The organism is Kocuria nitroreducens, assembly GCF_042879195.1.
In the GTDB taxonomy this organism is placed as follows: Bacteria; Actinomycetota; Actinomycetes; order Actinomycetales; family Micrococcaceae; genus Kocuria; species Kocuria nitroreducens.
Genome location: NZ_JBHZTC010000009.1, coordinates 75,847 through 96,799, shown reverse-complemented (window position 1 = coordinate 96,799; position 20,953 = coordinate 75,847). Strand labels below are relative to the sequence as shown.

General features: G+C 70.5%; 22 protein-coding genes. 7 read left to right on the top strand and 15 right to left on the bottom strand.

All coding sequences use genetic code 11. From position 1 onward, the window contains the following. Window positions 1-139: 139 nt before the first annotated feature. The 6 genes from ACFYE1_RS08040 to ACFYE1_RS08015 form a co-directional block, all read right to left on the bottom strand. Window positions 140-346 carry a tautomerase family protein gene (locus ACFYE1_RS08040; protein ID WP_387741679.1) on the bottom strand — a complete coding sequence of 69 codons (207 nt, stop codon included), beginning with the start codon at window positions 344-346 and terminating at the stop codon, window positions 140-142. Between the two features lie 13 nt (window positions 347-359). Beyond that, window positions 360-1,841: an aldehyde dehydrogenase gene (locus ACFYE1_RS08035; RefSeq protein ID WP_387741677.1), complete on the bottom strand. Its 1,482-nt coding sequence runs from the start codon at window positions 1,839-1,841 to the stop codon at window positions 360-362. Then, a complete protein-coding gene (locus ACFYE1_RS08030) occupies window positions 1,834-2,592 on the bottom strand; it encodes an alpha/beta fold hydrolase (protein ID WP_387741675.1) in 759 nt (252 codons plus the stop codon). Before ACFYE1_RS08030 ends, ACFYE1_RS08035 begins: the two co-directional genes overlap by 8 nt. After that, window positions 2,589-3,140, bottom strand: coding sequence for an amino acid synthesis family protein (locus ACFYE1_RS08025; protein ID WP_387741673.1), 552 nt, complete (start codon window positions 3,138-3,140; stop codon window positions 2,589-2,591). Before ACFYE1_RS08025 ends, ACFYE1_RS08030 begins: the two co-directional genes overlap by 4 nt. Continuing rightward, window positions 3,137-3,763 carry an amino acid synthesis family protein gene (locus ACFYE1_RS08020; protein ID WP_387741671.1) on the bottom strand — a complete coding sequence of 209 codons (627 nt, stop codon included), beginning with the start codon at window positions 3,761-3,763 and terminating at the stop codon, window positions 3,137-3,139. The genes ACFYE1_RS08025 and ACFYE1_RS08020 overlap by 4 nt, the downstream gene beginning before the upstream one ends. A 122-nt stretch (window positions 3,764-3,885) precedes the next feature. Then, window positions 3,886-4,578 (bottom strand): GntR family transcriptional regulator, encoded by a 693-nt coding sequence (locus tag ACFYE1_RS08015; protein WP_387741670.1) that lies wholly within the window; start codon window positions 4,576-4,578, stop codon window positions 3,886-3,888. 141 nt (window positions 4,579-4,719) lie between these two features. On the opposite strand from ACFYE1_RS08015, the gene ACFYE1_RS08010 reads away from it, so the two are divergent. From ACFYE1_RS08010 to ACFYE1_RS08000, 3 genes are all read left to right on the top strand, one after another. Further along, on the top strand, window positions 4,720-5,664 hold the full coding sequence (locus tag ACFYE1_RS08010; protein ID WP_387741669.1) for a flavin reductase: 945 nt from the start codon (window positions 4,720-4,722) through the stop codon (window positions 5,662-5,664). Window positions 5,665-5,859: 195 nt separating this feature from the next. Beyond that, window positions 5,860-7,590, top strand: coding sequence for a BCCT family transporter (locus ACFYE1_RS08005; RefSeq protein ID WP_387741668.1), 1,731 nt, complete (start codon window positions 5,860-5,862; stop codon window positions 7,588-7,590). Between the two features lie 248 nt (window positions 7,591-7,838). Continuing rightward, complete coding sequence (locus tag ACFYE1_RS08000; protein WP_387741666.1) at window positions 7,839-8,267, top strand: riboflavin kinase; 429 nt, start codon at window positions 7,839-7,841, stop codon at window positions 8,265-8,267. A 326-nt stretch (window positions 8,268-8,593) separates the two neighbouring features. On the opposite strand, the gene ACFYE1_RS07995 is transcribed toward ACFYE1_RS08000, so the two are convergent. From ACFYE1_RS07995 to ACFYE1_RS07955, 9 genes are all read right to left on the bottom strand, one after another. Next, window positions 8,594-9,256, bottom strand: coding sequence for a helix-turn-helix domain-containing protein (locus tag ACFYE1_RS07995; protein WP_387741664.1), 663 nt, complete (start codon window positions 9,254-9,256; stop codon window positions 8,594-8,596). A gap of 163 nt (window positions 9,257-9,419) precedes the next feature. Further along, window positions 9,420-10,670: an ammonium transporter gene (locus ACFYE1_RS07990; RefSeq protein WP_387741663.1), complete on the bottom strand. Its 1,251-nt coding sequence runs from the start codon at window positions 10,668-10,670 to the stop codon at window positions 9,420-9,422. A 55-nt stretch (window positions 10,671-10,725) separates the two neighbouring features. Beyond that, window positions 10,726-10,911 carry an FAD-dependent oxidoreductase gene (locus tag ACFYE1_RS07985; protein ID WP_387741661.1) on the bottom strand — a complete coding sequence of 62 codons (186 nt, stop codon included), beginning with the start codon at window positions 10,909-10,911 and terminating at the stop codon, window positions 10,726-10,728. After that, complete coding sequence (locus tag ACFYE1_RS07980) at window positions 10,908-12,272, bottom strand: FMN-binding glutamate synthase family protein (RefSeq protein ID WP_387741659.1); 1,365 nt, start codon at window positions 12,270-12,272, stop codon at window positions 10,908-10,910. Before ACFYE1_RS07980 ends, ACFYE1_RS07985 begins: the two co-directional genes overlap by 4 nt. Window positions 12,273-12,283: 11 nt before the next feature. Continuing rightward, window positions 12,284-13,012, bottom strand: coding sequence for a GltB/FmdC/FwdC-like GXGXG domain-containing protein (locus ACFYE1_RS07975; protein ID WP_387741657.1), 729 nt, complete (start codon window positions 13,010-13,012; stop codon window positions 12,284-12,286). 29 nt (window positions 13,013-13,041) lie between these two features. Next, entirely contained in the window at window positions 13,042-13,947 is a 906-nt protein-coding gene (locus ACFYE1_RS07970) for a glutamine amidotransferase (RefSeq protein WP_387741655.1), read from the bottom strand. 47 nt (window positions 13,948-13,994) lie between these two features. Continuing rightward, a complete protein-coding gene (gene glnT / locus ACFYE1_RS07965) occupies window positions 13,995-15,368 on the bottom strand; it encodes a type III glutamate--ammonia ligase (protein WP_387741654.1) in 1,374 nt (457 codons plus the stop codon). A gap of 291 nt (window positions 15,369-15,659) precedes the next feature. Next, entirely contained in the window at window positions 15,660-16,532 is an 873-nt protein-coding gene (locus tag ACFYE1_RS07960; RefSeq protein WP_387741652.1) for a hypothetical protein, read from the bottom strand. A gap of 6 nt (window positions 16,533-16,538) precedes the next feature. Further along, window positions 16,539-17,345: an exodeoxyribonuclease III gene (locus tag ACFYE1_RS07955; protein ID WP_387741650.1), complete on the bottom strand. Its 807-nt coding sequence runs from the start codon at window positions 17,343-17,345 to the stop codon at window positions 16,539-16,541. A 107-nt stretch (window positions 17,346-17,452) separates the two neighbouring features. On the opposite strand from ACFYE1_RS07955, the gene ACFYE1_RS07950 reads away from it, so the two are divergent. From ACFYE1_RS07950 to ACFYE1_RS07935, 4 genes are all read left to right on the top strand, one after another. After that, window positions 17,453-17,857 carry a GntR family transcriptional regulator gene (locus ACFYE1_RS07950; protein ID WP_387741648.1) on the top strand — a complete coding sequence of 135 codons (405 nt, stop codon included), beginning with the start codon at window positions 17,453-17,455 and terminating at the stop codon, window positions 17,855-17,857. Continuing rightward, a complete protein-coding gene (locus tag ACFYE1_RS07945; RefSeq protein ID WP_387741646.1) occupies window positions 17,854-18,777 on the top strand; it encodes an ATP-binding cassette domain-containing protein in 924 nt (307 codons plus the stop codon). Before ACFYE1_RS07950 ends, ACFYE1_RS07945 begins: the two co-directional genes overlap by 4 nt. A gap of 13 nt (window positions 18,778-18,790) precedes the next feature. Next, window positions 18,791-19,519 (top strand): hypothetical protein, encoded by a 729-nt coding sequence (locus ACFYE1_RS07940; RefSeq protein WP_387741644.1) that lies wholly within the window; start codon window positions 18,791-18,793, stop codon window positions 19,517-19,519. 137 nt (window positions 19,520-19,656) lie between these two features. Then, window positions 19,657-20,922, top strand: coding sequence for a CAP domain-containing protein (locus ACFYE1_RS07935; protein ID WP_387741643.1), 1,266 nt, complete (start codon window positions 19,657-19,659; stop codon window positions 20,920-20,922). Window positions 20,923-20,953: the final 31 nt, after the last annotated feature.

Below are 20,953 nucleotides of genomic sequence, written 5' to 3'. Positions count from 1 at the left end.
ACTGCATGCGGTCTGTTCCGGGGCGGCCGCCCCGGGCTGTCGGATGGGAGCCCCGGCCTGCGGCTCCACGCCCGGCGATGGCCGCGTGTCCGGATGACGTGTTCGGTGCTGCGGTGGTGCTTCTCGTGGCCGGAGGCCGTCAGTTCGGTGCTGCGGTGCTGCTTCTTTCCGCGATGGTGCGGTCGGCCTTGGACCAGTGGGTGGTCGGCACCTCGCGGATGATCACCGTGGTGTTCTCCGGGACGGCGCCGACGGACTCCTCGGTGGCCCGGTGCAGGGCAGAGACGAGGGCGCGCAGCTGTTCGGGGCTGCGGCCTTCGGCGATGGACACGTCGATCAAGGGCATCGGGTTCTCCTCTCTAGCTGCGCATGACGAAGGGGTCCGCAACCGGGCCTTCGTCCGTGTTGATCCACACGCTCTTGAGGCGGGTGTACTCGTGCATGGACTCCAGGCCGTGCTCGATGCCCACCCCGCTGTTCTTGAAGCCCTGCCGGGGTGACATCGGGGACATCGCCCGGTAGGTGTTGACCCAGACCGTGCCGGCCTCCAGGCGGCGGGCCATCCGGTGGGCCCGGGCGAGGTTCTGGGTCCAGATCCCGGCGGCGAGCCCGTACTCGGTGTCGTTGGCCAGGGCCAGCACTTCGTCCTCGGTGTCGAAGGGCATGATCGCGGCGACGGGTCCGAAGATCTCCTCCCGGGTGACGCGCATGTCGTTGTTCACCCCGGTCAGCACGGTGGGGGAGTAGAAGTAGCCCGGGAGCTCGACCTCGGGCCGGCCGCCGCCGGTGAGGACGGTCGCGCCCTCGGAGACGCCCAGCTCCACGTAGGAGTTGACCTTCTCCTGCTGGGCGGCGAAGGCCAGCGGGCCCAGCTCGGTGGTCTCGAGCATCGGGTCGCCGATGACGATGCTGCGGGCGCGTTCCACCACCTTCTCCAGCAGCTCCTCGTAGACGGAGCGGTGGGCGAAGACGCGGCTGCCGGCGATGCAGGTCTGGCCGGCGGCGGCGAAGATCCCGGCGATGACGCCCATGGCGGCGTTGGAGACGTCGGCGTCCTCGAACACGATGTTGGGGCTCTTGCCCCCCAGTTCCAGGGTGCACCCGATGAACCGGGACGCGGCCGAGGCCGCGATGGTCGAGCCGGTGGCGGTGGAGCCGGTGAAGGAGATCTTCGCGATGCCGGGGTGATCGACCAGCGGCGCGCCGGCCTCGACGCCGTAGCCGGTGACGACGTTGATGACCCCGTCGGGGAACCCGGCCTCCGTGGCCAGTTCGGCCAGGCGCAGCACGGTGCGTGAGGTGTACTCCGAGGGCTTGATGATCAGGGTGTTGCCCGCGGCCAAGGCCGGGGACAGCTTGGAGGTGGTCAGCGTCAGCGGGGAGTTCCAGGGGGTGATGGCCCCGACGACGCCCAGTGCTTCGCGCTGGGTGTAGTTGAGCATCTGCACGGAGTTGGTGGGGATCTGACTGCCCTGGACCTTGTCGGCCAGACCGGCGTAGTAGTAGAGGTACTCCGGCAGGCCGGCCAGCTGCCCGCGCATCTCGCGCAGGAGCTTGCCGTTGTCCTGGGACTCCATCCGGGCGAGTTCCTCGGCGTCCTGCCCGACCAGATCGCCCAGGCGGCGCAGCAGGTGTCCGCGCTTGGTGGGGGACAGGTCCCGCCACCGGGGGTCGTGGAAGGCGTGGTCGGCGGCCTGGACCGCGGCGTCGACGTCGGCGGCGGTGCCGCGGGCCGCGGAGTACAGGGTCTCCAGGGTGGCCGGGTTGGTGCTCTCGAAGTACGCGCCCTCGACCGGGGCGACGTACTGTCCGTTGATGAAGTGGTCGTAGCGCTCAGGCATGGTCTTCTCGGCTCGATTCCTCGATGAAGTGGTGGATGATGCGGGCCAGCTCCCCCGGTTGCTCCACGGGAAGCATGTGGCGGGCCCCGGGAACCACGACGGCCCGGGCACCCGGGGTCGCGGACGCCAGACGTCCGGTCATCTCCGGGGTGGAGCCGGGGTCCAGTTCCCCGGTCACCGCCAGGGCCGGGACTCCGATGCTGTCCAGCTCGGGGCCGATCTCGGCGTCGGCAGTGGCGAACACCTCGTAGGCATGCAGGTAGGACTCCACGGAGTTCGCCAGCAAGGTGATCCGTGTTCCGGCAACCGTGCCCTGGTCCACCCCGCTGTCCGCGGGGTACCACCGCTGCATCGAGGTCTCCACGCTGCCGGGGAAGTCCGCCCGGGCGCTGTCCAGCCGCCGCTGCACCGAGGCCGCCTCCTCCGGAGTGCGCCGGCACACCGAGCTGACGCTGGTCAGGGTGGCGACCAGTTCCGGGCGGTACCGGGCCAGGTGCTGGGCGATGAGCGCGCCCAGGGAGAACCCCACCAGGTGGACTCGCCCGGGCAGGCGGGCGGCGACGTCCTCGGCCAGCCCGGTCAGGGTGGCCGTGCCGCTCAGGGGTGGTTGAGCGCCGTGGCCGGGCAGATCCAGGGCCACGACCGGGCGGTCGGTGCACTGGGCGAGCTCCGTGCGGAGGGGCTCCCACATGGTGTGGTCCAGCCCCACGCCGTGGAGCAGGACGATCGGCAGGGGCTGGACCGTGGTCACTGCTCGGTGCTCAGCGAGGCCAGGCGCTGCTGCGGTCGTCCCTGGGCAGCTGCGGCCAGGGCGATGACGATCTCCCCGGGGTGCGGAGCATCGGCCAGGCGCACCTCGATGCTCTGGTGGTGGGAGCGGATGGTGGCGTCGGTGACGTGCTTGAGCGGGATGTCGAAGACGACGCCGGCGGGCCCGCGCTTCTCCACCGCCGGCAGCAGCGTGGTCGCGGAGGCGGCCTTGCGGAAGTGGTCGCCGAACTTCAGGGTGTGGATCAGGGCCGAGCCGTGCTCGATCTCTCCGTCCAGGCCCACGATGGCGGCCTTGCCGAAGGCCTCCACCGGAGCCCCGAGGGCCTCGACCACCCGGGCAGCGAGCAGGGCGCCGACCTCGGAGGCGGTGGCCTCGATGCCGGGGTTGAGGTCCTCGACGAACCCCTGACCGTCCCAGGGGTTGGCGATGATGGCGGCCACCACAGCCACGCGGGCGGCAGGTTCAACGGGACGGCCGCCTTCGGTGACGGTCTCTTCGACGAGGGTGATGATCTTGCGGGTGCTCATGCGGAGGCTCCTTCGAGAACGGCGGACGTGACGGCGGGGTCGGTGACCCGGTCCCCGATGCGGGGATGCGGGCGGGGGCCGGTGGAGGCGGCGGCGACGACGACGATCTCGTCGGCACGGGGCCCATCACTGACCCGGGTGGTGATGGTCTGGTAGTGGCTGCGCGTGGCCGCCTGGGTCTTGTGCCACATGGGCACGACCAGGGCCTGGCCCGCCTCGGCCCGGTCGTCGGCGAAGCAGATGATCGAGGAGCCCTCCAAGAACTCCCGCACGAGATTGCCGAAGTACGGGGTGTGGATCAGCGCCCCGGCGTGCTCGATCTCCCCGGCGGTGCCCACGATGGCGGCCTTGCCGAAGGCCTCGACCTGTCCGGCCCCGCCGAGGCTCTCCAGCAGCCGGTCGGTCAGCACGCGCGCCAGGGGCGGGGCCAGCTGCTCGGTGGCCGGGGAGAGGTCCGTCTCCGGGCCGGTCCCGACCCAAGGGTTGGAGACCACTGCGGCGACGGTGGCGCGCACGACCGGCACGGCCGGGGCCTGACCGTTCTCCAGCAGGATCTCCTCCTGGTAGTGGACGATCTTGCGGATGCCGGCCTTCTCGGCAAGGCGGGTCGTTGTGCTCGTCATCGCGCACCCACCAGGTGCGGGGTGTGGGGGAAGTCCAGCGTGACCTTCCCGGGGAACAGCTCCAGGCAGCGCATGGCGTGGTCCTTTCGCGCCGGCGTGGCCGGCAGTGGTTGAAGCGATGATCAAGAGTGGAGTGGGGCGCCGGCTGTGCGGGAGTCGGTGAGGACTTCCCGGGCAGAGGCGTAGACGTGGTTGCGCATGGCGGCCTCAGCGCCGAAGTGGTCCTTGTCCCGGATCATCTCCAGTACGACGCGGTGCTCGCTGGTGGAGGCCTTGATGCGCCCGGGGTGCTCGGCCGTGCGCAGCACCAGGCGGTGGTAGGCCAGCTGGTTCATCAGCCGGTCGTAGTGCTCGGCCAGCTTGGAGTTGTCCGCTCCGGTGATGATCGTGTGGTGGAACTCGTGCACCAGTTCCGCGTACCGGGTGGCGTCCTGATCGGTGGCCGCCTGGTCGGATTCCGCGATGTTGCGCTCGAGCACGTCGAGCTCCGGCACGCTGCCACGCCGTGCCAGCAGACCGGCGGCCAGACCCTCCAGGCCCTCCTTGAGCTGGAAGAGCTCGACGATCTCCCGACGGGTGGGCTCCCGCACGAAGGTGCCGACCTTCGGGCGGATCTCCACCAGGCCCTCGTGCTGGAGCTGTTTGAGGGTCTCCCGGATGGGCGTGCGGCTGACCTCGAACTCCTGGGCCAGGAAGATCTCCGACAGCGGAGCTCCCGGCGGGAACTGCCCGCTGAGCACCAGGTGCCGCACCCGGTCCAGCAGTGGGACCTCGGCGGAGGAGGTCAGCTCCCCGATCTTCGTCGTCTGTTGCATGCATCACACGGTATGTTGCCTGCCATGCGTCGTCAAGGGCCGACCCGCGAATATGCGGACTAGTCCCGTATTTCCTGGTAAGGAGGCGAAGTTTGCCCCACCCATTGACGTCAAGGTGTGATGAGGCTTACGTTCTGTGCCATGCAACAGGAACTCGAAGTAACGCTCACAGCTGTTTGGCAGGCCGCCTGGGACCGTGGGGAGGTCGAGGCGCTGGAAACCGTGGCCGCCCCGGACTACGTGCGGGTGAGCCGGGCCAGCGGACACACCATCACGTTGGCCCAGCTGCAGGAGGAGATCCGGACCGTCCGGGCAGGCTTCCCGGATCTGGTGACCACCATCGATGCGCTGGTCACCCAGGGGGATACCGCTGCGATCTTCTGGACCAGCACGGGCACCCACACCGAGACCTTCCTCGGGGTGCCGCCCACCGGCCGCCGGGTCCAGACCCGCGGATCCAACCACGTGAGCCTGGTGGACGGGCGGATCACCCGGGAGGAGGTGACCTGGGACGGCTCGGAGCTGCTCCACAGCCTCGGCGTCCGTCACCTCAGCGACACCCCGCTGCAGCCGGAGGAGATCGTGCTCGACGACCTCTCCGGTGAGCCGGACCCGCAGGTGATGAAGACTTTCAACCGCCAGTTCATCACCGGCGTCACCGTGGTCACCACCCAGGACAGCGACACCCCCAGGGGCCTGGCCGTGAACTCCTACGCCTCGGTGTCCCTGGAACCGCCGCTGGTGATGGTCTGCATCCAGAAGACCTCCTCCACCTACCCCGCTCTGTTCGCCGCTACCCACCTGGGCATCAACATCCTCGGCACGGAACAGCGGGAGACCATCGCCACCTTCGCCTCCAAGGCCCCCGACAAGTTCGCCGAGGTCGACTGGCACCCCGGGCCCAGCGGCAGCCCGCTGATCGACAGCTCCCCGGCGTGCCTGGAAGCCGAGATCCGTGAGCGCTTCCAGGCCAAGACCCACACCGTGTTCATCTGCCGCGTCCGCCACGCAGAGGTGAGTGAGGCCAGCCCCATCATCTACAAGGCCGGCCGCTTCTACGACAGCGACCACCTCGAGCAGCTCTGACCCCACCAACAACCCGGTTCCGACCTTCGCACCCTGCGTGGAGGACCGGCTCCGTGGGAGTTGCACCGTTCATGAGCGGCCGGAGCTGCTCGTCCAGACCCAGGCCACACCACCATCGGCTCACATCAGGGCACCGCCGCCCCACGTGATCCCCCCCCCCAGACGATTCAGTCTCTCCAAGAAACGGAGCCCACCATGTCCCAGGACACTCTTGCGGACGGCGCCACGAACTCACCGCCGAACGACCGTGCGGACGGCAGAACCAAGAATCCGGTGTTCTGGGTGTCAGTTGCCCTCATCGTCGTCTTCATCGTCCTCGCAGGCTTCTTCCCCACACCGATGGGCGAGATCAGCACGACAGCCCTGAACTGGGTCACCGAGTCCACCGGATGGTCCATGCTGCTCATCCCGCTGGGCCTCATGGGACTGCTCATCTTCCTGGCAGTCACCAAGTACGGGAGGATCCGCCTGGGGCCCGATGACTCCAGGCCCGAGTACCCGACCTACGCCTGGATCGCGATGCTGCTGGGAGCAGTGATGGGCATCGGGCTGATCACCTACGGCGTGGCCGAGCCGGTCTCCCACCTCCTCACACCGCCCCATGACCTCGCTGAGCCCGGCAGTCAGGACGCGGTCGTGGAGGCGCTGCGGTTCACCTTCCTGGACTGGGGTCTGCACGCGTGGGCCGTCTTCGCAATCTTCGGTCTGGCCATCGGGTACTCCACCCACCGGCTGGGCAACAAGGGTCTCGTCTCCCCGATCCTGCGGCCGCTGATCGGGCGGCATGCCGACGGGCTGGTCGGCAAGGCCGTCGACGTCCTGGTGATCCTCTCCACCCTGTTCGGGACCACTACCTCCCTCGGCCTCGGTGCCGCTCAGATCAGCCAGGGTCTCACCCAGGTCACCGGCACCACGCTGACGAGCATCCCCGTCCAGGTGGGCATCATCGCTGTGATCACGGTCATCTTCACCGCCTCCGCCATGAGCGGGGTCAGCAAGGGCATCCGTTACCTGAGCCAGACGACCATGGTCATCGCGGCGGCTCTGCTGCTGTTCGTCCTCATCGCGGGACCCACCACCTACCTCATCAACATCTTCTTCCGCTCCCTGGGCGGCTACGTGGGTGGCTTCCTCGAGATCAGCCTGATGCTGCCGACCACCGCGGACGAGTTGGCCTGGATGCAGTGGTGGACCTACTTCATGATGGCGTGGTGGATCAGCTGGGGCGCCTTCGTGGGCGTGTTCGTCGCCCGGATCTCCCGGGGGCGCACGATCCGGCAGTTCGTGGCCGTCGTACTCGGCGTGCCCACCCTGGTGTTCTCCGCGTGGTTCACCGTCATGGGCGGCAGCGCGATGTTCATGGACATGAACCGGGACGCCGGGATCGGCGAGGCCGCCGCCCAGGACGTGAACACCGCCTTCTTCGGCCTGCTGGACCAGCTGCCGCTGACCCTGCTGACCTCCGTAGTGGCCATCGTGCTCGTCGTGCTCTACTTCGTCACCGGGGCCGACTCCAACACCTACGTGCTGGCGGTGATCTCCAGCGACGGCGACATGTACCCCAAGCGCTCCGTCCTGGCCGTGTGGGGCATCCTCACCGGCGCCATGGCCGCGGTCCTGCTCTACGCCGGTGGTCTGCAAGCACTCCAGACGGCAGTGATCCTCTCGGCCGCGCCGTTCATCTTCGTGATCCTCGCTCTGGCCATCGCGATCGTCATGCTTCTGCGCCGGGATCCGCTGATCGCCCCTCTGCAGCCGGGACGGCACTGCGCCACCGCGGTTCCGTCCGGCACGGAGCACTCCCAGCAGGAACAGAACGTTGCGCAGAGCGGCGTCGGGACGACCACCGATGCCGACATCACCCGTGACGGGTCCACTGCCGTGCAGAACAACGACTCCTCGCCGACGGCAACCCGAACGCGATAGGTCAGGCAGCGTTGCGTCCACCCCCACGGATGCTTTCCGCGAGCACAGCAGAAGACGGTCGAAGCCAGCACCCCGGAGGCCGCAACGCCGCCCACGGGCTCAACCGTCTCCTTCGCCCTCCCACGGGAAACCACCCTCCACTCCACCACTTCCCGACGCACACATGCGTGCCTCGGCCCGTCGGCGCCGGTCCGGAACCGACGGGCCGACAACCTCGGAGCCGTTCTGTGCCGAGAAAGGACTTCCTCATGACCGTGATCGAAGGCGTCGTCGAACACGGGGATGCCCGCGGCAGAACCCTCGGATTCCCCACGGCCAACATCGCGCTGACTGACCTCGAACCCGCGGACGGAGTGTGGGCCGCACAGGTCCGGATCGGCTCCGAAGCCTGGGCCGTCGCCGCGGTGTCGGTCGGCCGGCGCCGAACCTTCTACGCCGGCGAGGGCCCCCGGCTGCTCGAGGCCCATCTCCTCGACGTCGACGGGAACCTCTACGGGCAGACGCTGCGGATCGAGCTGATCACCCAGCTGCGAGAGCAGCAGAGCTTCCCGGACGTCCACGCCCTCACCGAGCAACTGCACCGCGACGTCGAGGACACCCGGGCGTGGGCTGCCGCTCATTGCCCCTGGCTCTTGTCCGCCCGGGTGCCCACAGCCCCGGAACGGGAGCTGGGATGACCGGGCAAGAACTTCCCCCCTGGGCTGTCCAGCGAGTATCTGGTGTCCTCGAGGCCGAACGTGCAGAGGGACGAGGCACCATGAACCCGGCGGATCTGGCACGTCGCACCGGACTCAGCAAGGGCCTGGCACGGCGATGCCAGGCCCACCTGACCACGGCATCTCCTGCCGGCGACGCTCCACGCGTCCCAGACGTCCGGACCTCGCCGGTGAAGGCTTGACCGGGCCGGAGAACCATCTGGGCCCCACGGGACTCGGCGACCTTCCAGTTCCGGCGACTACGCCGGCACGCCACCACATCGAGTCGGCGGGCCGGTTGCCTGAGCTCAGGGACGGTTCGGGTGCGGATCGGCGATGGCCAGGAACCTGATCGGCACGGTGATGAGCTCCGCCGGTCCGTGCGGGGCCTCCCCCTCGAACAGCAGGGAGTCGCCCGGGAGCATCCGGTACTGGTGGGCCCCGTGCGTGTACTCCATCTCGCCCTCGAGCATGTAGAGGAACTCAGTGCCCGGGTGCTGGAAGAGCGGGAACACGTCGGACGTGCGGGTGAGGGTGACCAGCGTCGGTTCGAGGGCGTCCTCGCGGTTGCGCAGGCTGCCGAGAATCTTGTACTGGTGCCCTCGGCGCGTACCGCTGCGCACCACCACGGCCCCCTCGCCGGCCTTGGTGTGGGATGCCTCCCGCTCGGTCTCCACGCCGCGGAAGAGCGCGGTCACCGGGATGCCGAGCTCGTGGGCCACCCGGTCGAGGGTCGTGAGCGAGCAGGAGGTCGAGGCGCTCTCGATCTTGGAGATCATGGCCTTGGACAACCCGGTGCGCTCGGCGAGGTCCGAGGCGGTCAGCCCCAGGGTGCGTCGGAAGTGCTTGACCTGCTCCCCGATGGAGCGCTCGAGACGGCCGACGGGAGGCGCCCCAGGGCCCGGGACGGACGACAGGGCGCCGGCCGGTACCGCCGCGTCGTCCGTTGACTGCTGCTCGCTGGTGGCCACCACCCCATGGTAGCCGCGGCAGTCCCCCGGGACCGTTGCTGCCCGGAGAGGGTGGGCGGCGCCGCGAGAGGCGAGTGGGGTCACGGTGCCCTCAGCCGGAGGAGGAGACCGAGGACGGGGTGGTGACGCCCCGACAGGAACGTCACCACCCCGCCCGAGCGGTTCAGTGCGCGGGAGTGCTGAAGGCCCCGAAGTGGTAGGCGGACTCGGCGTGCTCGTGCTCGTCGAGACCGTCCAGCTCCACCGTCTCGTCGACGCGGAATCCGATGGTCCGGTGGATGGCCACACCGATGATCGCAGTGACCACGGCCGAGTAGGTCCAGGCGAAGAGCGTGGCCACCAGTTGCGCCCACAGCCGGTTCAGGCCACCCCCGTAGAGCAGCCCGCCGGAGCCGGCCTCCGAGGGCAGTGCCAGGAAGCCCAGGGCCACGGTGCCGATGAACCCGGAGACCAGGTGGACGGCGACCACATCGAGGGAGTCGTCGTAGTTGAGCTTGTACTTGAGCCCGATGGCCACGGCGGAGGCCACCCCGGTGACCAGCCCGATCAGCACCGCGCCGATCGCGTCGACGTCGGCGCAGGCCGGGGAGATCGCCACCAGGCCGGCAACGATCGCCGAGGCGGCGCCGAACGTCGTCGGCCGCCCGTCCCGGATCTTCTCCGTCAGCAACCAGGTCAGCATCGCCGCGGCGGGGCAGACCAAGGTGTTGACCAGAATGGTGGCCGCCTGGACGTCGTCGGCGGCCGCGCCCACGTTGAAGCCGAACCAGCCGACCCACAGCAGCGCAGCGCCCAGCATCACCAGGGGCAGGTTGTGGGGACGCTGGTCCGGATCCTGGCCGAAGCCGTGGCGCACGCCGAGGATCATGGCCAGGATCAGCGCGGCCATGCCGGCGTTCATGTGGATGACGGTGCCTCCGGCGAAGTCGAGGGCCTCACCGGCCCACGCGCCGATCGCACCGTCTGCGCTGAGCAGGCCACCGCCCCACACGGCGTAGGCCATGGGGGCGTAGGCGAACGTGACCCACAAAGGCACGAACAGGCACCAGGCCCCGAACTTCGCCCGGTCCGCGATGGAGCCGGAGATGATGGCCACGGTGACGATGGCGAAGGCGGCGTTGAAGGCGACACCCAGCAGGGCGTCGGTGCCTTGCGAGGCCCTCGCCCCGAAGTCGGCGAGCGGGTTGCCGATCAGCTGGAACAGGGCGCCGTCGCTGGAGGCCATGGAGCTGCCCCACAGGATCCATACGACGCCCACGATGCCCATCGAGACGACGCTCATCATCAGCATGTTCAACGTCGACTTGACCCGTGTCATGCCGGCGTAGAAGAACGCCAGTGCGGGGGTCATGAGAATGATCAGGGCGGTGGCCGCGATGGTCCACACGGCCCCTGCAGAGAGTCCTTCGTCCATCGGATCTGTCCTTTGCGGTCGGTTCGGCGAGCAGGAAGGGAACGGGGGCGGGAGCTCAGCGCACGAGAGCTGCGGTGCCCGGCCGGAAGGCGGCCGGGACGGGCGACGCGCCGGTGGCGAAGTCGCCGGCGGGGACGTCGCTCTCGACGAGCACGGCCTCTTCGCCGAGGGCGGCCGGCTGCCACGCGGTGGCCGCGCCCATGAGCCCGGCTCCGACCACCGCACACCTGCTCGCGCTCACTGCGACAGTCCCGGGACCCAGGTGGTGCCGGCCAGCGGAACCTTGGCCATGGCGGCGGCCTCGACGGTGAGGGCCACCAGGTCCTCGGGCTCGAGGTGGCGCAGGTTCGACTTCCCGCAGGCCCGGGCGATCGTCTGGGCCTCCATGGTGAGCACGCGCAGGTAGTTGGCGATCCGTCGCCCGCCCTCGACGGGGTCCAGCCGGGCCGACAGCTCCGGGTCCTGGGTCGAGATCCCGGCGGGGTCGCGGCCGTCCTGGAAGTCGTCGTAGAAGCCGGCGGCCGAGCCCAGCGCGGCGTACTCGTGCTGGTACCTCGGGTCGTTGTCGCCCAGGGCGATGAGGGCGGCGGTGCCGATGGCCACGGCGTCGGCGCCCAGTGCCATGGACTTGGCGACGTCGGCGCCGGTGCGGATCCCGCCGGAGACGATGAGCTGAACCTTGCGGTGCATCCCCAGGTCCTGGAGTGCTCGCACGGCCTCGGGGATCGCCGCCAGGGTGGGAATGCCCACGTTCTCGATGAACACCTGCTGGGTGGCGGCGGTGCCGCCCTGCATGCCGTCCACGACCACGACGTCGGCGCCGGCCTTCACGGCCAGTGCGGTGTCGTAGTAGGGCCGCGACGCCCCGACCTTGATGTAGACGGGCTTCTCCCAGTCGGTGATCTCGCGCAGTTCGGCGATCTTGATCTCCAGGTCGTCGGGCCCGGTCCAGTCGGGGTGGCGGCAGGCCGAGCGCTGGTCGATGCCCACGGGCAGGGTGCGCATCGCTGCGACCCGCTCGGTGATCTTCTGGCCCAGCAGCATCCCGCCACCACCGGGCTTGGCGCCCTGACCCAGCACCACCTCGATGGCGTCGGCCTGGCGCAGGTCGTCCGGGTTCATGCCGTAGCGGGAGGGCAGGTACTGATAGACGAGCGTTTTGGAGTGGCCGCGCTCCTCGGGGGTCATCCCGCCGTCACCGGTCGTCGTCGACGTCCCGACCGCGCTGGCTCCGGTGCCCAGCGCCTCCTTGGCGTTGGCCGACAGGGCCCCGAAGCTCATGCCGGCGATCGTGACGGGGATGTCCAGGTGCAGGGGCCTGGAGGCGTGGAGGTCGCCGAGGACGACGTCGGTGTCGCAGCGCTCCCGATACCCTTCGAGCGGGTAGCGCGACATCGAGGCGCCCAGGAAGAGCAGGTCGTCGAAGTGCGGCAGCTTGCGCTTGGCGCCCCAGCCGCGGATGTCGTAGACGCCAGTGGTCGCGGCGTGCTGGATGTCGGCGATGGTGGCCCGGTCGAAGGTGGCCGACTCGCGCAGGCCGAGCTGTCCCGGAGCGGGCGCAAGGGGGGCCGCGGTGGGGGAGTGGACGTCCGAGATGGTCATGGCGGGTCTCCTCAGTAGGCGCTGGAGTTGGCGGCGTTGAAGTGGTACATGGTGCGGCCCGAGCCGTAGCGGCGGAAGTCCGTCGGGTCGTCCTCGCGTCCGGCCGCGGTCAGCAGCTCCGCGACCTCTCGGAAGTGCTCGGGGCGCATGTCCTTCTCGATGCAGTCCGAGCCCAGGGACTTCACGGTGCCCTTGACGTAGATGCGGGTCTCGTAGAGGGAGTCCCCGAGGCTGTCCCCGGCGTCGCCGCACACGACGAGGCGGCCGGCCTGGGCCATGAAGGCCGACATGTGCCCGACGTTGCCGCCGACCACGATGTCGACCCCTTTCATGGAGATCCCGCAGCGGGCGGAGGCGTTGCCGTCGACGACGACGAGCCCGCCGTGGCCGGTGGCGGCGACCGCCTGCGAGGCGTCGCCCTTGACGTGGACACGGCCGGACATGATGTTCTCGGCCAGGCCCTGCCCGGCGTTGCCGGTCACGGTGATGTCGGCGCTCTTGTGCATGCCGGCGAAGAAGTAGCCGACGTGGCCCTCGACGGTCATGGTCAGGGCCCGGTCGATGCCGACGGCGATGTTGTGCTTGCCGGCCGGGTTGCGCACCAGCCACTCGGTGCTGGTGTCCGCGGGGTCGTGCAGCGCCTGGTTGAGCTCGCGCACCGACGACCGGGCGAGATCCACCACGGTGGTGCCCTCGGTCTCGGCGGCGGTCAGGGTGGGTTCGTTGGCGACAGCGGTCATGTCGTTCTCCTCCGGTGTTCGTGGGATTCTCAGGCGCGCCAGGTGTAGACCTGGCCGGGTTCGGGCTCGAAGACGCAGGCGTTCTCGATCCCCGGTAGATCGGCCAGGGCCCGGAACTCGGAGGCCATGGCCACCCAGTCCTCGGTCTCGGCGACCACGGCCGGCTTGCAGGAGATGGGGTCGCGCACCACGGCCATGCCGTCCTTGGTGGTCACGACCAGGGTGTAGAAGCCGTCGAAGACCTCGCTGAGGTTCTCCAGCGCGCTCTCGAGGTCTTCGCCCGCCTCCAGGCGGGTGGCGATGTAGCGGGCGGCGACCTCCGAGTCGTTGGCGGAGTCGAAGACCACCCCGGCGCGCTGCAGGTCCTTGCGGATCGAGGCGTGGTTGGAGAAGGACCCGTTGTGCACCAGGCACAGGTCGTCGGCCACCGAGAAGGGGTGGGAGCCGGCCGCGGTGACGGCGGACTCGGTGGCCATGCGGGTGTGGGCCACGCCGCGGGACCCCGCCATGGAGGCCAGCTCGTGCGCCTCGGCGACGTCGCGGGGGTTGCCCACGCTCTTCATGACGGTCACGTGCCGTCCCCGGCCGATGACGTCGTACTCGGGCAGCACGGTGTCCAGGGCGGCTGCGATCTCCTTCGACGTGGCCCTGCCCGTTACCAGCGTGGTGTTGCCCAGGACCTCGACCGACACCTCGGCTCCGGGGAGCTGCAGGTCGAGCTCGGCCTGGATCTGGGCGGTGGTCCTGCCCAGATCGGATCCGAGCAGGCTCAGCACGGTGGAGTCCTGGTCGTTGAGTTCCGGGTTGTCGTAGACGGCCATGCCCGCGGAGTCGGGGCCGCGCTCGATCACCTCGCACAGCATGGTGTTCAGCAGGGCGCCCAGCTGCGGGCGCAGAGCCGGGTTCTTGATCTGGAGGGCGGCGATTCCGCACATGGTGGTTCTCCTCGGGTGCGCTGGGGACAGGATGCTGAGCCGGGGACTCAGAAGTGGGTGAGGTAGGTGGTCAGCTCCCACTGGCTCACCTGGTTGTGCCAGGACAGGAACTCCTCCTCCTTGGCCTTCGCGTAGTACTCGCCGATCGCGCGGTCGCCGCCGACCGAGGCGAGCACCACGTCGTCCTGGCGCAGCGCCGCGGTCGCGTGCAGAAGGGTGGCCGGCAGCTCGACCGCGGTCTCGGGTTGCTCCCCGGGTCCGCACGGGTCGCCCGGGTCGAGCCGCCGGTCGATGCCGTCCAGGCCCGCCTCCAGGACGCTGGCCATCATGAGGTACGGGTTGCCGGAGCCGTCACCGCCGCGCAGCTCGATGCGCTTGTCGTCGGGAACGCGGATGAAGTGGGTGCGGTCGTTGCCGCCGTAGGTCGCCTTGCGCGGGGACCATGTCGCCCCGGAGACCGACGTCTGGGCGTTGCGTCGCTTGTAGGAGTTCACGGTCGGGGCCATATAGGCCAGCAGCGCCGAACTGTGCTCGAGCACTCCGCCGATGAAGGAGTACGCCTGCGCCGAGAGTCCCAGGCCTCGGGCGTCGTCGTCGTCCGGGAACAACGGCCGGTTCCCCTCCCACAGGGACAGGTGCATGTGCATCCCCGAGCCGGGGCGCTCGGTGAACGGCTTGGGCATGAACGTGGCGGTCATGCCGGCCTCGGTGGCCAGCATGGAGATGATGTACCGGGCCACGATGACCCGGTCGGCGGTGACCATGGCGTCGGCGTACTGGAAGTTCTGCTCGAACTGTCCTGCGCCGTCCTCGTGGTCGTTGGCGTAGTTGCCCCAGCCGAGGGAGTTCATCGCCTCGGAGATGGAGGTGAGGTGCTCGTACATCCGGGTCACCCCGCGGGCGTCGTAGCAGGGATGGGGGGAGCAGTCCCGTTCGTCGGCGGTCCGGATGGAGCCGTCCTCGTGACTCCTCACCAGGAAGTATTCGAGCTCGGCGCCGACCATGGGGTTCAGGCCGCGCTCGGCCAGACGGGCGAGCGTGCGCTTGAGGGCCACCCGGGGGGCGTAGGGCCAGGGCTTCCCGTTCACGTGCGGGTCGCACTGGACCATGCCCAGACCCTGCTTGACGAAGTGCAGGGGGGTGTAGGAGGCCAGGTCGGGGACGACGACCAGGTCCGGGTCCTGGGGGTCCTGGCCGATCAGGCCGGCTGCGTAGCCGGCGAAACCCATGCCGTCGTACTGGAGCTCGTCGGCGGCCGCGACCGGAACGAGCTTGGCGCAGGGGCGGCCGGTCATGTCGACGAACGTGGCGAGGAGGAAGTCGACGCCGTCGGCCCGGGCCAGCTCGGCCAGGGTGGGCGCGGGCAGCGCGGACGGGTCGAGATCGACCTCGGAACGCGTCAACGGAGCGGTGGCGGTCATGGGAACATCCTTCACTAGTGTCACAATGTGAAACGGTGTTCACCACTAGTAAACCCATGGGATGTTTCGAGCTGAAGAAGGCCGGTAACCGCCGTGTTTAAGCTCCTTCACAGCCTCCTGAGGTCCGGCCGGGCACACCGTGGGTGCTCTGGTCCGCCCGGGATCCCCGTCCGGCCGCCGGACTGCCCGCGTGCGCGTCACGTCGGGCACGGTTTCGGCGAGGGGCCGGGGGTTGCGGGCGGGGTCGGCCGTCTTCGCCCTGGGACTCGCGACGACCTCTTGCCGCAGGGCTCAGCTGGCGCTCTCCAGGTGCGCGAGGCGCAGCCAGCGGTGCATGAGCCGGCGGAACGCCACCGCGGCGCCGTGGGCGTCCTGGGAGGCCAGCAGCTCCACGGCGTCCGAGAAGTCCTGCGGGCTCTCGTCGGGCTGGAACGGATCCGCGAGCGAGCCGTAGTGCAGGACCACGAGGGAGTTGGCGGAGAACGCTCCGAGCCACCGGCCCAGGTGCGTGAGGTCCTCGGCGAGGTCCTCGAGGTCCTCGCCGCCCGCGTCCTCCACCACCTGCGCGGCCCGCACCACGCGGAGGGTCGCGAGGTCCACCGGCACGGCGCACCGGTGCACGCGGTTGCCGTGGTGGAAGCTCTCGGTGTGGTCCTGGGCGGTGAAGAGCGAGAACCACGCCATGGGCACCGTGAACGCCGACTGGCGCGCGTGGACGGGCACGAAGTGCTCCCGGCTCACGCGATCGCCCGCGGCCCGGACGGCGTCCTCGGGGATGAGCAGGTTGGGCAGGGGCTGGCCGCCCTCCTCCTCGGCGAGCGCCACGAGCCGCAGCGAGCGGCGCAGCCGCTGCGGGGGGTGGTAGACGGGGAAGTCGCCGACCCCCGCCGCAAGCATGTCCCGGCCCCGGGGGGCCGCGGAGAACGGCAGGGTCCACAGCGGCTCCACGGCCGGGGGCAGGGGTTCCTCGCCCGGCTCGGCCAGGCGGGCGAGCTGCTCGGTCAGCTCGTTGACCCCGGCCTCCTCGGGGGACAGCGCCCGGGGCAGCAGCGGGGCGTACACGGCGTCGAGCTCCTCGGCGGGCACGTACACCCGCAGGGCGAACTGGTGGGGGATCCCGGTGGCCGAGCGGAACGTCCGGCCGACCTGCAGCAGCTGGGCCACGGCCGCTCAGGCGATCTCGACGACGACGGGGGCGTGGTCCGAGGCGCCCTTGCCCTTGCGCTCCTCGCGGTCGATCGACGCGTCCGTGACGCGGCCGGCCAAGGCGGGGGAGTAGAGCTGGAAGTCGATGCGCATGCCCTCCTTCTTCGGGAAGCGCAGCCCCTTGTAGTCCCAGTACGTGTAGACGCCCGGGCCGGGGTGCCGGGGGCGGACCACGTCCTCGTAGCCGGCCTCCTCGAGGAAGGCCCGGAAGGCCGCGCGCTCGGGCGCGCTGACGTGGGTCAGGCCGTTGTCGAGGAAGAACTGCAGGTCCCACACGTCCTCGTCCTGCGGGGCCACGTTCCAGTCGCCCACCAGGGCAACCTGTGCCTGCGGGTCCTCGTCGACCCACTGCTTGGCGTGGTCCTTGAGCACGCGCAGCCACTCCAGCTTGTAGGGCATGTGCGGGTCCTCCAGGCCGCGGCCGTTGGGGACGTAGAGGGACCAGACCCGCACGCCGTCGCACGTGGCCCCGATGGCCCGGGCCTCCTGCACGGGCTCCTCGCCGGGCTTGCCGAAGGCCGGCTGGTCCGGGAAGGTGCGCTCGACGTCCTCGAGGCCCACCCGGGAGGCGATCGCCACGCCGTTCCACTGGCTGAGGCCGAAGTGGGCGACGTCGAAGCCCATGAACTCGAAGAGCTCCCAGGGGAAGTTGTCGTCCTTCGCCTTGGTCTCCTGCATGGCCAGGACGTCCGCGTCCGAGCGCTGCAGCCACGCCTCCACGCGGTCGGCGCGGGCGCGGACGGAGTTCACGTTCCAGGTGGCGATCCTCATGGTCCCCACGTTACCGGCTGGCCCGGACGGGCATTCGCAGCAGCCCCTTGCGCGGTGTCCGTCCGAGTGTCATGGTTAGCTACATAACTAATGAACCAGTGAGGGGAATGGCCGTGATCGCCGACGACCGCCCGATCTTCCAGCAGATCGCCGAACGGATCTGCGCCGACATCCTCGCGGGCGCCTACCCGGAGGAGACCCAGGTCCCGTCCACCAACGAGTTCGCCGCCTTCTACCGCATCAACCCGGCCACCGCCGGCAAGGGCGTCAACCGGCTCGTGGACCGGGGGATCCTCTACAAGCGCCGGGGCATCGGCATGTTCGTCGCCGCCGGCGCCCGGGAACGGCTCCTCGAGCAGCGGCGGCAGGAGTTCGCCGACCGCTACGTGGCACCGCTCGTCACCGAGGCGAGTTCCCTCCGGCTCCCGCCGGAGGACGTCCTCGACCTCGTCCGCTCCGCGCTCGGCCCGACCGAGGCCGCTGCACCGACACGTCAGGAGTCCACCCCATGAACGGCACGCCATCCCCCGTCGTCGCCCTGCGCGGCGTCTCCCGCACCTACCGGGAGACCCGGGCCCTCGACGGCGTCGACCTCGACCTCGCCCCGGACCGGATCTACGGCCTGGTGGGGCGCAACGGCTCCGGCAAGACCACCCTGCTGTCCGTGATCGGCCAGCAGGTCCGCCCCGACCGCGGCGGGCGGGTCGAACTGTTCGGCCGCCCCGGGTGGGAGAACCCCGAGGCGCTGTCCCGCACGGTGCTGCTGCGGGACCGGCAGCGCTATCCGGAGGAGTTCCGGGTCCGCCACGTCCTCGACGCCGCGCCGGCGTTCCACCCCGGCTGGGACGCGGAGCTCGCCCGCGGTCTCGCCGAGGACCTCCGGCTGCCGTCGCGGACCAGGATCAAGAAGCTCTCCACCGGCCAGCACACGGCCCTCGGCATCGTCCTGGGCCTCGCGTCCCGCGCAGAGCTCACGATGCTGGACGAGCCCTACGGCGGGCTGGACCCGGTGGCGCGGGAGTTGTTCTACGACCGGCTCCTCGCGGACTTCGCGAGGCACCCGCGCACCGTGGTGATCTCCACGCACCTGGTCGACGAGGTCGCCAACCTCCTCGACCACGTCCTGCTCCTCGACCGCGGCCGGCTCGTCCTGGACGCCGGCCTCGAGACCGCCCGCGCCAGCGCCCACACCGTGGCGGGTCCCGCCGCCGACGTCGCCGGCTACCTGGCCGAGCGGCAGCTCGAGCACCGGGTGTCCCGGGAGCAGCGGATCGGTGCCCTGCGCACCGTGACCGTGGCGGCGCCCCACGACGACGACGCCCGTGCGGCCGCCGCACGCCACGGGATCGAGATCGACGCCGTCTCCCTGCAGGCGGCCGTCGCCGCCCACGGGCTCGTCCCGGTGACCGCCGACCAGCTCCAGAACGCCTGAGAGGACCTCCGCCATGTCACGACTCACCCCCGTCCTCAAGCTCAACACCGTCAACAGGTTCGCCGGAACCGGCATGGTCATCACCGTGATCGCCGTGTCCGGGCTGCTCAGCCTGCTCGTCGGGGCCGTGCTGCACCTCGTCCTGGACGCCCCCGCTGAGGCCGTGGCCGCGGGCCTGCGGCACAACCAGGTCCTGTACTGGTGGCCGGGGATCGCCCTGCTCATCCACGCGGCCCAGGTGATCGGGACGAGCACGCCGCTCGCCCTGGCACTGGGGGCCACCCGCCGGTCGATGTGGTGGGGCTCCGTGGTGACCTTCGTGCTCCTCGCCCTGCTGGCCGCGGCGGTACTCACCGCGTTCCTGCTGGTCGAGGGCGCCACCGGCGGGTGGTTCCTGGGCCTGCCCGCCTTCGACGTCGCCCTCTTCGCCGCCGGATCCCCGGCGCGGGCCTTCCTCGTGGCGTTCCTGCTCTACCTCGGGGCGCAGATGGTCGGGGCGGTCTTCGCCACGGTGTACGTGCGGGGCGGGCCCGTGGCACTGACGCTGTCCATCATCGGGACCGTCGTGACGACCCTGGCCGTGCTCGTGTGGGTCGCCGCGACGGCGCCGGGCTCCGGTGCGGCCGCCGGCACGGGCGCCACAGGATTCCCGGAGGGGCTGGTGCTGCTGCTGGCCGCGGCGGCGCCGGTGCTGCTCGCGCTGCTGGGCTGGGGGCTGTACCGCCGGGTCTCCGTACGCTGACCCGTCCCGGCGTGGCGGGAGCGCCGCGCCGGGGGACCAGGGGTTTCCCCGCACCCCTTCCCTCCAGTGATTGCACATGCTAATTTCCTGCTGGCCCGTGCCCCCGGCGGCGCCGCCCCCAGCAGGGAGAGACCCCCATGAACCTCGCACGGACCGCGCTCGTCGTGTCCACCACCTTCGCCCTCCTCCTCGGCGGCGTACCGGCGGCGCTCGCCGCGCCGACTCCTCCGGCCGATCCGCCCGAGCTGTCCGAGCCGTCCGGCACCGCCGGTGCACCCGCCCCGAGCCTGCACGGGGGCTCGGGCGCCGACGCCGCCCCGGCAGGCGCTCCGGCGCCCGCCCCGGCGGACCCGGCCACCGGCGACCTGGCCGGGGCGGCCTCCGCGGGCGCCCACCCGACCACGGTCGAGCACATCACCGAGGCCTTCAGGATCGTCAACGACCACCGCAGCCAGGCCAGGCGCGCCCCGCTGGTCTACAACACCGCGCTGTCCCGCAACGCCCAGCAGTGGGCGGAGACCATGGCCGGGGCCCGGAAGGAGTCGCGCAACCCGGATCCCTGGGCGGGTGCCCCCGCCGGCGGCGTCCGGATGGACCAGTACTACGGGAAGGGCGTCTTCACCGGCGCCTTCGAGGGCGTCGACGCGGTCGAGGCGCTCGCGCACTACCTGCTGGACTTCTTCCCCCGCAACGGGACCGACCAGTTCGCCCGGGACCTGACCCACCTCGGGATCGGTGTCAGCCACGTCGCCACGTCGGGCTCGGGCGGCCCCGGGTGGGAGACCTACCTGACGATCTACTACTACGCCTATCCGACCGGGCAGGCCGTGCCCGGGTCGTTCGCGAGCCCGGCGCAGGGGTTCGTGCCGCCGGCGACCGCGCCGACCTACGCCGTCCGGGGCGCGATCGGCACCAAGTACCAGCGCCTGGGCGGGTCCTCCGTGCTCGGCGAGCCCACCATGAACGAGCGCGGAGGCCTGGTGGAGGGCGGCGTCTACCAGCAGTTCCGGAAGGGCACCCGCACCACCACCATCTACTGGGCCCCGGCCAACGGGGCGATGGCCGTGAAGAACTACGGATCCATCGGCGGCCGGTGGGTCGCGGCCGGCCGGGAGCACAACTTCGGTCTGCCCGTCACGGACGAGCGCCCGGTCACCGGTGGTGCCTACCAGGTCTTCCGCCGCGACGGGCGCTCCACCATGGTCATGTGGAGCACCGGCACGGGGTCCCGCGCGATCAAGCAGTACGGGGCCATCGGTCGGGCCTGGAAGGCCGCCGGCTCCGAGCGCGGCTGGGGCTTCCCCGTCACCGACGAGTACCGCTACGGCGCCGAGGTGCGCCAGCGCTTCTCGACGGGCTACACCGCCCACTACGCCGCCGGGCGGACCTGGGTCACCCGCTGACGGGCCCCCGACGACGACGGAGCCGCGCACC

Coding starts and splice junctions, on each gene's coding strand:
- ACFYE1_RS07950 (WP_387741648.1), top strand. CDS start 17,453: ATGGCCGTGATCGCCGACGACCGCCCGATCTTCCAGCAGATCGCCGAA.
- ACFYE1_RS08025 (WP_387741673.1), bottom strand. CDS start 3,140: ATGAGCACCCGCAAGATCATCACCCTCGTCGAAGAGACCGTCACCGAA.
- ACFYE1_RS08000 (WP_387741666.1), top strand. CDS start 7,839: ATGACCGTGATCGAAGGCGTCGTCGAACACGGGGATGCCCGCGGCAGA.
- ACFYE1_RS08035 (WP_387741677.1), bottom strand. CDS start 1,841: ATGCCTGAGCGCTACGACCACTTCATCAACGGACAGTACGTCGCCCCG.
- ACFYE1_RS08040 (WP_387741679.1), bottom strand. CDS start 346: ATGCCCTTGATCGACGTGTCCATCGCCGAAGGCCGCAGCCCCGAACAG.
- ACFYE1_RS07990 (WP_387741663.1), bottom strand. CDS start 10,670: ATGGACGAAGGACTCTCTGCAGGGGCCGTGTGGACCATCGCGGCCACC.
- ACFYE1_RS07945 (WP_387741646.1), top strand. CDS start 17,854: ATGAACGGCACGCCATCCCCCGTCGTCGCCCTGCGCGGCGTCTCCCGC.
- glnT (WP_387741654.1), bottom strand. CDS start 15,368: ATGACCGCCACCGCTCCGTTGACGCGTTCCGAGGTCGATCTCGACCCG.
- ACFYE1_RS07935 (WP_387741643.1), top strand. CDS start 19,657: ATGAACCTCGCACGGACCGCGCTCGTCGTGTCCACCACCTTCGCCCTC.
- ACFYE1_RS07980 (WP_387741659.1), bottom strand. CDS start 12,272: ATGACCATCTCGGACGTCCACTCCCCCACCGCGGCCCCCCTTGCGCCC.
- ACFYE1_RS07940 (WP_387741644.1), top strand. CDS start 18,791: ATGTCACGACTCACCCCCGTCCTCAAGCTCAACACCGTCAACAGGTTC.
- ACFYE1_RS08005 (WP_387741668.1), top strand. CDS start 5,860: ATGTCCCAGGACACTCTTGCGGACGGCGCCACGAACTCACCGCCGAAC.
- ACFYE1_RS08010 (WP_387741669.1), top strand. CDS start 4,720: ATGCAACAGGAACTCGAAGTAACGCTCACAGCTGTTTGGCAGGCCGCC.
- ACFYE1_RS07970 (WP_387741655.1), bottom strand. CDS start 13,947: ATGTGCGGAATCGCCGCCCTCCAGATCAAGAACCCGGCTCTGCGCCCG.
- ACFYE1_RS07975 (WP_387741657.1), bottom strand. CDS start 13,012: ATGACCGCTGTCGCCAACGAACCCACCCTGACCGCCGCCGAGACCGAG.
- ACFYE1_RS07955 (WP_387741650.1), bottom strand. CDS start 17,345: ATGAGGATCGCCACCTGGAACGTGAACTCCGTCCGCGCCCGCGCCGAC.
- ACFYE1_RS08020 (WP_387741671.1), bottom strand. CDS start 3,763: ATGACGAGCACAACGACCCGCCTTGCCGAGAAGGCCGGCATCCGCAAG.
- ACFYE1_RS08015 (WP_387741670.1), bottom strand. CDS start 4,578: ATGCAACAGACGACGAAGATCGGGGAGCTGACCTCCTCCGCCGAGGTC.